Consider the following 891-nt stretch of genomic DNA (forward strand, 5'->3'; position numbering starts at 1 on the left):
GCCTTGAGGCGTGCTGCCTTATGTAGGTTTTCTGTTCCGTTGCTACTCAACCCCCTACGAGCTGACCCACGAAAAGACGCATATCGCGGCGCGCGACCGCGCTTCGCTGCCGTCGCCTTGGAACCTGCCGTCGCGGCTGATCCAGTACCCGCTTGATATGACCGCGCCGCATGGTGACACGCCGCGCCGGATCGCGCTGCGTCACCCCGCGCTGGCGGGGCATCCGCTGGTACAGCAGATCGCGGATGCAACCGGCGTCGAGGTTGAACCCTACGGCCTCCCCAATCGGCACGGCATCCGCAACGACTATGGCGAGTACCACCACGCTGTTGACCTGATTTGCGAGTTCCAATGGCGCGAGCTGCTAGAGACGCGCGCTTTCACGACAGAGGATTCGATAGCCAGCGCGGTAACGCACGGGTTGAGTTCTTCCCCCCATGACCGGAACCGCAAAGGGTATCTCACCCCAAGCGAGGCGCGGCAGATCATGGCGGCGATCGACGCTCCCGAGCCGGAAAATGCAGCCGGGTTGCTGCAAATCTTCGCCGCCCCGGTGCTGTCCAATCAGGGCGAGTGCGGAAAGGGCTGGCCCATCAACTGCCTTTGCGGTGCCGAACGCTACAGCCGCGCATGGGCGAAAATCGTCGGGATCGAGCGCGGATGGTTCGCTTATGATCGGGCCGGTTTCCTACAGTGGGCCGAGGAAGGCCGCACCCGCTATGCAGCCGGTGACGGCCCGACATTCACCGAGGCAAGCGGGCAAGAAGCGTTCGCGTTCTAGGCGTCGTGGGCCGGGGGGAAATCCCCCCGGCGCGCTACCGCGCGCACCGTCGGTCGGGGTCCGGCCAGACCGGGCGCGATCCGTCAAAGGGTTGGTCCTCGCCATGCTCC

General features: G+C 65.1%; 1 protein-coding gene. It reads left to right on the plus strand.

Annotation, left to right across the window (positions count from 1 at the left end):
• Positions 1-10 precede the first annotated feature (10 nt).
• Positions 11-781: a hypothetical protein gene (locus tag ACODSR_RS20685; RefSeq protein WP_489078402.1), complete on the plus strand. Its 771-nt coding sequence runs from the start codon at positions 11-13 to the stop codon at positions 779-781.
• Positions 782-891 lie beyond the last annotated feature (110 nt).

The sequence above is a fragment of the Sphingobium sp. FG125 genome, from assembly GCF_057809795.1.